The following is a 7505-nucleotide window of genomic DNA, read 5'->3' on the forward strand; positions in this document are numbered from 1 at the left end:
GGCCGGCTGCTCAGGTGAGCAGCCAGGCGTGGGCCGGCTTCGTTTCCGGACCGAGCTTGCCCTCCTTGTACGCGGCGGCCTGCTCCGGCGTGAAGGCCGTGTCGTAGAACTTGATGTTGTGCAGGGCGCCCTGCCAGGCGCCGGTCCAGATGTTGTGGTGCTTGGAGCGGCCCAGCTGGAGCGGACCGGGGGCCTGCCAGATGGGCGGCACCTGGGTGGTCTCGCCGGCCTTCTTGCCCTCGACGTAGAGCGCGATGGTCTTCTTCTCGGCGTCGTAGGTGGCCATCAGCATCGTGGGGGTCTTGAGCACGGTGGGCCCCTCGGCGGTGACGGTCCGCGTCGTCGCCGCGGCGCCCTTGTCGCCGGTCTGCACGCGGAAGATCCAGGCCTGCTTGCCGCCCACCTCGTTCACGCCCAGCTCGAAGGAGAACGACTCCCCGTCGCCCTGGCTGATGGCGATCCGTGAGCCCTTGGCGCCGGAGCTGTAGACGCGGGCCGTGACGGTGAAGCTCTTGCTCACGTCCACGACGGGCTCGGCGGACTGGGCGTACGAGTTCGCGTTGCCCTTGCCGACGATCTGGAACCGCTTGCCCAGCGGGCCGACCTGGAAGTCGGGGCCGAGCCGGATGCCCGTCTTGCCGTAGCTGTCGCGCAGCAGGGTCGCGTCGCCCTCGACGGTCGCGGTGTAGCCCGCGGGGGACTTCGAATCACCGGGCTCGGGCGCGGCGGACGCCGAGGGCTGGGCGTCGGCCCCTTCCGGCCCGTCGCCGTCGTCGCCCAGCAGGAAGAACGTTCCGCCGCCGGCCAGCAGCGCCAGTACGGTCACCCCGCCGCCCAGCATCCACAGCCGCTTCTTGCGCCGCTCGGCGGCGGACCGGTCGGCCATGGCCTCCCAGTCGGGCTGCGACGAGGATATGAGCGGCTGGGCGGGCTGGGTCGGCGCCCACCCCGCTCCGGCGTCCTGCTGCTGGTACGGGTTCGGCTGCTGCCCCTGCTGCGGGTAGCCGTAGCCGTACCCTTCGCCACCGGCCGGGTATCCGTAGCCGCCCTGGTCGCCGCCCTGCCGGGGCGGGCCGGGCGGGAAGCCGTAGCCGCCGCCCTGCGCGGGCGGACCCGGCGGGAACCCGTATCCGCCGCTCCCGGGGGCGGGCTCGGGCTGCGGGTTGCTCGGGGGATTCACGGCGTCGGTCATGCCAGGGATGCTAAAACACGACCCCCCGCTCCGTACCGCCCGGTACCGTTCCGGCCGCCGTCGGCCCGCCGCACCGGTACCGGTGCCGCAGCCGTCAGCCCTGCGGCAGCTTGATCACCGGGAAGCTGCCCGTCGCCGTCGGCGCGTGCTCCGGCAGCCACAGGACCGCCACCGCGCCCGCCGCCGTGCCCTCGCTGTCGAAGCCGCCCGGCGCGGCCACGTTGCGGAAGGTCAGCCGGGCGCCCAGGACCCGCGCCTGGCCCTCCGCGATGGTCAGTCCCAGGCCGTGCCCCACGCCCGCGCGGTCCGTCGACCCGGTGCGGAAGCGGCTCGGCCCCTCGCGCAGCAGCGCGTCCGGGAAGCCCGGCCCGTGGTCCCGCACCCGTACGACCCGGCCCTCGACGTCGACCTGGATCGGCGGCTGCCCGTACCGCGCCGCATTGGCCAGCAGGTTCCCCAGGATCCGCTCCAGCCGTCGCGGGTCGGTGCTGACGATCTCGTCCGCGACGACCCGTACGGTCGCCTCCGGCATCAGCGCCGTCACCCGCCGGCTCACGAACTCGCCCAGCGCCACGTCCTGGAGCTCCGCCCGCTCCGAGGCGCTGTCCAGCCGGGCCACCTCCAGCACGTCCTCGACCAGGGCGCGCAGCGCCTGCGCCCGGTCCCGGACCAGCTCGGTCGGCCGCCCCGGAGGCAGCAGCTCCGCCGCCGTGAGCAGGCCCGTCACCGGCGTCCGCAGCTCGTGCGCGATGTCCGCCGTCACCCGCCGTTCGGCCTCCAGCCGCTGCTGCAGGGCGTCGGCCATGGCGTCCACGGCCCGCGCCAGGTCGTCGGTCTCGTCCCGGACGACGCCGCCGACCGCGTCCCGCACCCGTACGTCGGGATCACCGTGCGCCACCCGCTGCGCGGCGGCCGCGGCCTTGCGCAGCCTGCGCGAGATCTGCCCGCCGATGAGCACGCCGAGCGCAGATCCGCCGATCACGGCGGCGAGCCCGCCGACGACCAGGGCCCGGTCCAGGTCGGGGATCAGATTGGCGCTCTCCTGGAACTGCGTGTGCAGCGACAGCGCCTGCCCGTTCTGGAGCGGCACGGCGGCCCACACCTCGGGCAGCCCGTGCGGCCGCTCCTGGATGTAGGTCCCGCGCCGCCCCGACTGCACCTTGCGCCGCAGCTCGGCGGGGAGTTCGGGGTCGTTGAGCTTGGCCCCCATCGGCGGCTTGCGCCCGGCCTCGGCGTTGCGGGAGATGAACTGCACGCGGTCCAGCTGCACCTCGCGCGCGCTCTCCAGCATGGACACGCGGGCAGCGCTGTGCACGACCAGGCTCAGGGCGATCGTGACGAGGGCGCCCACGGCGGCGATGGCGAGCGTGATCTTCCAGCGGATCCCCGTACGGAGGGTGAACCGTCTCATGCCTTGAGCTTGTATCCGAAGCCTCGGACCGTTTCGATCCGGTCCTGGCCGATCTTGGTGCGCAGCCGCTGTACGTGGACGTCGACGACGCGGGTGTCGCCGCCCCAGTCGTAGTCCCAGACCCGCTCCAGCAGGCGGTCGCGCGACAGTACGGTGCCGGGCGCCGAGGAGAACTCCAGCAGCAGCCGCATCTCGGTCGGCGTCAGCGCCACGGCGGCGCCCGCCCTGCGGACCTCCATGCCCTCGGTGTCCACCTCCAGGTCGCCGAAGGAGAGCACGCCGCGCTCCGGGTCCGAGGCCTCGTGGGAGGAGCCCGGTCCGCCGTTCTGCGGTCCGCCGGAGTGGTCGAAGCGGCGCAGCACGGCGCGGATCCGGGCCACGAGCACGGAGCCGTCGAAGGGCTTGGTGACGTAGTCGTCGGCGCCCGCCTCCAGGCCCAGCACCACGTCGATGGAGTCGGCGCGCGCCGACAGCATGATCACGGGGACGGTGGACTCGTCACGGATGCGGCGGCACAGGCTCACGCCGTCCATGCCGGGGACCATCACGTCGAGCAGCGCGATGTCCGGCCGGTCGGCACGGAAGGACTCCAGGCCGGACAGGCCGTCGGGCATGGCCGTGACCACGAACCCGTCGCGTTCGAGCGCCAGGGTCGTGGCCTCACGGATGACGTCGTCGTCCTCCACGAACAGGACATGGGTCTCGGCCATGCGGAAGCCTCGCCTCGGTTCCTCTGTGCTCAGTTCTTCTGACTCGTGGCCGGGGCGGGCTGGAGACCGCCGTCGACCACGTTGCTGTACTCCGAGTGCACTCGGTCCTGCTCGGTGAACGTCTCCCCGTTCCAGCGGTACGTGATCACGTCCTCGCCCGACGGATAGGCGAGCGCGTCGCTCTTTCCGTAGACCTGTTTCGTGACCACCAGGTCGCCCCGGTCGATCTCCGCGTAGACGGGTGGCTGTTCGTCCGAGAACACATTCTCGTACGAGCCGCCGTCCGCCCGGTACACGTACGAGCCGCGGCCCAGGGCGTCGGCGCAGGACAGGACGTTGACGACGATGTCGACGACGGGGCTGCCGGTGACCTTCCCGTAGCTCACGTCCACCGGGTACTCCTTGCCCGCGCAGGGCTTGAGGTCCCGCTTGATCTCGGCGCTGACCTTCGGGTCCGCCTTGAGCAGCGCGACGGGGTCGACCTTCTTGAACGGCCGGCCGGACGCGGAGGCCGCGCCGGGGGAGGAATCGGCGGGGGCGGACGGGGAGACCGGGCTGGCCTTCGCCACCGCGTCGGAGCGGGCGGGGCCGCCGTCGCGCAGGCCGGCGCCGCCGGTCGCGCAACCGACCGCGAACACGGCAGTGCCGACGAGGACGACCGTCCCCGCCGACACCAGTACCAGCGATCTACCGCCGGTCAGAACTTGGCCGTTCAGGCCGCGCACCGCTCACGCCCCTCGTACCGCATGGTGTGGTCACCGCGCTCCAGCGCCCGCATGTCCAGGTCCCGGCTCTCCAGCTCCTGCCGGAGACGGGCCAGCGCGCGGTGCAGAGTGCTCTTCACGGTACCCGCAGACATTCCGAGCGCCGCGGCGGTCTCCTCGGTGCTCATCTGCTCCCAGTGTCGCAGCACGACCACGCTGCGCTGCTTGGGCGCGAGGACCTTGAGGATGTCCATCAGCAGGGCGCGGTCGGCGCGCTGGTCGGAGCCGTCCTCGACGGAGGCGTCGGGGAGCTGCTCGGTGGGGACCTCTTCGAGCTTGCGGGCGCGCCACCACTCGGTACGGGTGTTGATCATGACGCGTCGGAGGTAGGCGTCGGCCAGGGACTTGTCGGCGATGCCGTCCCAGCGGCCGTAGGTGCGCACGAGCGCGGTCTGCAGGAGGTCCTGGGCGTCGGTGGGGTCCGGGACCAGGCGCCGGGCGCTGCGCAGCAGCGCGTCCTGCCGGGTGCGTACGTACTCTTCGAATTCGAGTACCTCACCGTGCGCCATCTGAGACCGCCTCCGCTGCCGTCCACCGTCATCCGCTGCCTTACGGATTCGAAGGTACGGAGGGCTTGTCACGGGCCTGTGCGGGCCAGCCTTCGGTGGGCGCACGGACACCCATAGGTTGTGTAACAGTGCCGTGAGCTGCGGTTTCCCGGCGAGAAGCGGAATTGTCGACTCAGTTTCAAGGTCGACTACGGGTGGTCGCCGAGCCGTCGCCGAGCGCTCTCCGGGCGGCCGTCCGCAGGCCACCCGGACCCCGCCCGGCCGGTTCCGCTCAGGTCTGCGGAAGCCGGTAGAAGCCCCCGTCGAGGGGTTCCACCAGCCCGTCGGAGACCAGCCCGTCCAGTGCCCGGGCCCGCTGCACCGGCTCGTCCCACACGGTGTCGAGCACGGCCTGCGGAACGGCGCCCACCGCCTCCCGGAGCACCGCGAGGAGCTTGCCGCGCACCTGCCGGTCGGTCCCGGCGTACGTCTGCCCGCGCCGCGGCGGCCCCTCGTGCGCCGGCTTCCCGGCGAGGCGCCACGCGCACAGCCCGGCCACCGGGCAGCGCGCGCAGTCGGGGCTCTTCGCGGTGCACACCAGCGCGCCGAGCTCCATCGAGGCCGCCGCCCAGCGCGCCGCCGTCGCCTCGTCCTCGGGCAGCAGGGCCCGGGCCAGGCGCCGCTCGGCGGCGGTGGTGGCGTTCGGCGGGTACTCCACCCCGGTGGCGGTGCGCGCGAAGACCCGCCGGACGTTCGTGTCGAGGACGGCGTGCCGCTGTCCGTACGCGAAGGAGGCCACGGCGGCCGCCGTGTACTCGCCGATCCCGGGCAGCGACAGGAGCTGCGCGTGCTCCCGCGGTACGTCGCCCCCGTGCCGCTCCGTTATGGCGACGGCCGCGCCGTGCAGCCGCAGGGCGCGGCGCGGGTAGCCGAGCCGCCCCCAGGCCCGTACGGCCTCGCCGGGGGCCTCGGCGGCCAGGGCGGCGGGGCGGGGCCACCGGGCGAGCCACTGCTCGTAGACCGGCAGGACCCGGCTGACCGGAGTCTGCTGGAGCATGAACTCGCTGACCATGACCCCCCAGGGGCCGGCCTCGGGGCGGCGCCAGGGCAGGTCGCGGGCGTGCTCGTCGAACCACGCGATGACGGGGGAGTGCAGCGCGTGGGAGGAGTCGGGGGATACGGCCGTGGCGGAAGCGGGGGATGCAGTCATGACAGACGGCATCCTGGCACGTTTCGGGTCCGCACCGCCGGGCCCGGGCCGGTGAACCAGAGCGCCGCGCGGACCCCGCTCGCCCGCATGGCGGCGATGATCGTACTGATCGGGCCGGTGAGCGCGAGGACGACGAGGGCGGCGACCGAACCGCCCAGCAGCAGGCCGATCGCCACGTCGTGCGGGTAGTGCACGCCGACGAAGACGCGGGAGAAGGCCATCAGCAGCGCGAGCGGCACGGTCAGCAGCGCGAGCCGGCGTACGGCCAGGGCCAGGGCCACTGCGGCGGCGCCCGCGATGGCCGCGTGATTGCTGGGGAACGACCAGTCGCCCGGCGCCGGGCACGCGACCAGCGGGGCGGCGGCCCCGGCGACCGCGCGGCAGGGCCGCTCCTCGTCCACGGCCGACTTCACCAGCTCCGAGGCGACGTACGCGAGGGCGGTGGCCGGCGGCGCGAGCACGGCGAGCGCGACGGGCCGGGGGCCGCCGCGGCCGCGCGAGCGCCACCAGACGGCGACGAAGAGCACGCCGAAGAGCAGGAGCCCGTGGACCGTCCAGGCCTCGAACGCGGACCGCACCCATCCGGGGGCGGATCGGGCGAATGCGGTGATGTCGAGGTAGAGGCCTGAGCTGTCCATGGCTACCGAAGGTAGTCAAAGCGGCCTAATCGTCACATCAGACCAATGGCCGGTTCCCGGTGGTTCCGCGTACTCCCGCAGGATGATCATCGGCAAATCCAGCCTGCTGCGCGGCATGTGGGGCACTGATCGGGCCGTGATCTCTCGTAAAGTTCCGTCCGTGGGATCTCTGCGCAATCCGGTCGGGCCGCTCCCCTCCTCCATCTACTGGCGACGGAGGGCTGTGCTGGCTTCCGTCGTCGCGCTCCTCGCGCTCCTCGCGGTATGGACCGTCAGTTCCAGTGGGGGGAAGACGAGTACGAACGGAAAGGGCCAGAGCGGCCCCGACCCGGTCGCCTCGATCACCCCCGGCCCGGCCGGGACGGGCCCCGCGATCAGCGCGGCCCCCGGCGGGCGCCCTGAGTCGGGCGGCGGAACCACCGGCTCCGAAGGCGGCGGGAGCGGCGGCGCGGGCAAGAACGGCGAGCCGGGCAGCGGCACGGCCGCGAGCGGCGGTTCCGGCTCGGGCGGTGGCGGCGCGGCGGCCGGGCAGGCGCAGGTCCCGGCGGACTCCCCGCTCCCCACGTGCGCGACGGGTGCGCTGCAGTGGGAGGTCAAGAGCGTGAAGAACGAGTACGAGGCGAGCGAGAAGCCCAAGCTCGAACTGGTCGCCCGCAACACCTCCGGCACCACCTGCAAGGTCGACCTCGGCCCGAGGCAGGCGGTCCTGACCATCCTTCAGGCGAGCAGCAGCAAGGCGGTGTGGTCCTCGGCGGACTGCCCGACGGGCGCGGGCAACGCCTTCTTCCGCCTGCCGGCGCAGGGGGAGACGAAGCAGTCGCTGGAATGGGACCGCAAGTTCAGCGCGGCCGACCAGTGCCAGGCGCCTCCGGCGGGGTCCGCTGCTCCCGACACCTACGTGGTCGAGGTCAAGTCCCCCGGCATGCCGGTGGCCCGGACCTCGTTCGTCCTGAAGCAGGACTAGCGTCTGCCGCGCCGCTGCGGGGGCTCCGCCCCCACCTTCGTCGCGAGGGTCTTCGGCAGGGCCGTCCTCATCGACTCGCTCTCGCCGTCGAGCGGATCGTCGAAGCAGTTGCTGGTCGGGAAGGTGAG

The 7505-nt window shown here is 73.1% G+C and carries 8 protein-coding genes; 1 reads left to right on the forward strand and 7 read right to left on the reverse strand.

Annotated elements, in window-relative coordinates; genetic code table 11:
* Nucleotides 1–10: 10 nt before the first annotated feature.
* From AB0D29_RS02445 to AB0D29_RS02475, 7 genes are all read right to left on the reverse strand, one after another.
* Nucleotides 11–1192, reverse strand: coding sequence for a LamG-like jellyroll fold domain-containing protein (locus AB0D29_RS02445; protein WP_362851775.1), 1182 nt, complete (start codon nucleotides 1190–1192; stop codon nucleotides 11–13).
* 94 nt (nucleotides 1193–1286) lie between these two features.
* Nucleotides 1287–2603 carry a two-component system sensor histidine kinase CseC gene (cseC, locus tag AB0D29_RS02450; RefSeq protein WP_362851776.1) on the reverse strand — a complete coding sequence of 439 codons (1317 nt, stop codon included), beginning with the start codon at nucleotides 2601–2603 and terminating at the stop codon, nucleotides 1287–1289.
* A complete protein-coding gene (gene cseB, locus AB0D29_RS02455; protein ID WP_362851777.1) occupies nucleotides 2600–3313 on the reverse strand; it encodes a two-component system response regulator CseB in 714 nt (237 codons plus the stop codon). Before cseB ends, cseC begins: the two co-directional genes overlap by 4 nt.
* Before the next feature lie 29 nt (nucleotides 3314–3342).
* Nucleotides 3343–3987 (reverse strand): hypothetical protein, encoded by a 645-nt coding sequence (locus AB0D29_RS02460; protein WP_362851806.1) that lies wholly within the window; start codon nucleotides 3985–3987, stop codon nucleotides 3343–3345.
* Between the two features lie 38 nt (nucleotides 3988–4025).
* Nucleotides 4026–4586: a SigE family RNA polymerase sigma factor gene (locus tag AB0D29_RS02465; RefSeq protein ID WP_319727094.1), complete on the reverse strand. Its 561-nt coding sequence runs from the start codon at nucleotides 4584–4586 to the stop codon at nucleotides 4026–4028.
* A 271-nt stretch (nucleotides 4587–4857) separates the two neighbouring features.
* The gene (locus AB0D29_RS02470) at nucleotides 4858–5775 is read right to left on the reverse strand and encodes an A/G-specific adenine glycosylase (protein WP_362851778.1); all 918 of its coding nucleotides are present in this window, start codon (nucleotides 5773–5775) and stop codon (nucleotides 4858–4860) included.
* Nucleotides 5772–6413, reverse strand: coding sequence for a phosphatase PAP2 family protein (locus tag AB0D29_RS02475; RefSeq protein ID WP_362851779.1), 642 nt, complete (start codon nucleotides 6411–6413; stop codon nucleotides 5772–5774). The genes AB0D29_RS02470 and AB0D29_RS02475 overlap by 4 nt, the downstream gene beginning before the upstream one ends.
* A 160-nt stretch (nucleotides 6414–6573) precedes the next feature.
* Here AB0D29_RS02475 and AB0D29_RS02480 point away from each other — a divergent pair, with 160 nt between their 5' ends.
* Nucleotides 6574–7377 carry a hypothetical protein gene (locus AB0D29_RS02480; RefSeq protein WP_362851780.1) on the forward strand — a complete coding sequence of 268 codons (804 nt, stop codon included), beginning with the start codon at nucleotides 6574–6576 and terminating at the stop codon, nucleotides 7375–7377.
* Nucleotides 7378–7505 lie beyond the last annotated feature (128 nt).

The sequence above is a fragment of the Streptomyces sp. NPDC048424 genome (assembly GCF_040651555.1).
Classification (GTDB): Bacteria; Actinomycetota; Actinomycetes; order Streptomycetales; family Streptomycetaceae; genus Streptomyces.

Coding starts and splice junctions, on each gene's coding strand:
- AB0D29_RS02445 (WP_362851775.1), bottom strand. CDS start 1,192: ATGACCGACGCCGTGAATCCCCCGAGCAACCCGCAGCCCGAGCCCGCC.
- cseC (WP_362851776.1), bottom strand. CDS start 2,603: ATGAGACGGTTCACCCTCCGTACGGGGATCCGCTGGAAGATCACGCTC.
- cseB (WP_362851777.1), bottom strand. CDS start 3,313: ATGGCCGAGACCCATGTCCTGTTCGTGGAGGACGACGACGTCATCCGT.
- AB0D29_RS02465 (WP_319727094.1), bottom strand. CDS start 4,586: ATGGCGCACGGTGAGGTACTCGAATTCGAAGAGTACGTACGCACCCGG.
- AB0D29_RS02470 (WP_362851778.1), bottom strand. CDS start 5,775: ATGACTGCATCCCCCGCTTCCGCCACGGCCGTATCCCCCGACTCCTCC.
- AB0D29_RS02475 (WP_362851779.1), bottom strand. CDS start 6,413: ATGGACAGCTCAGGCCTCTACCTCGACATCACCGCATTCGCCCGATCC.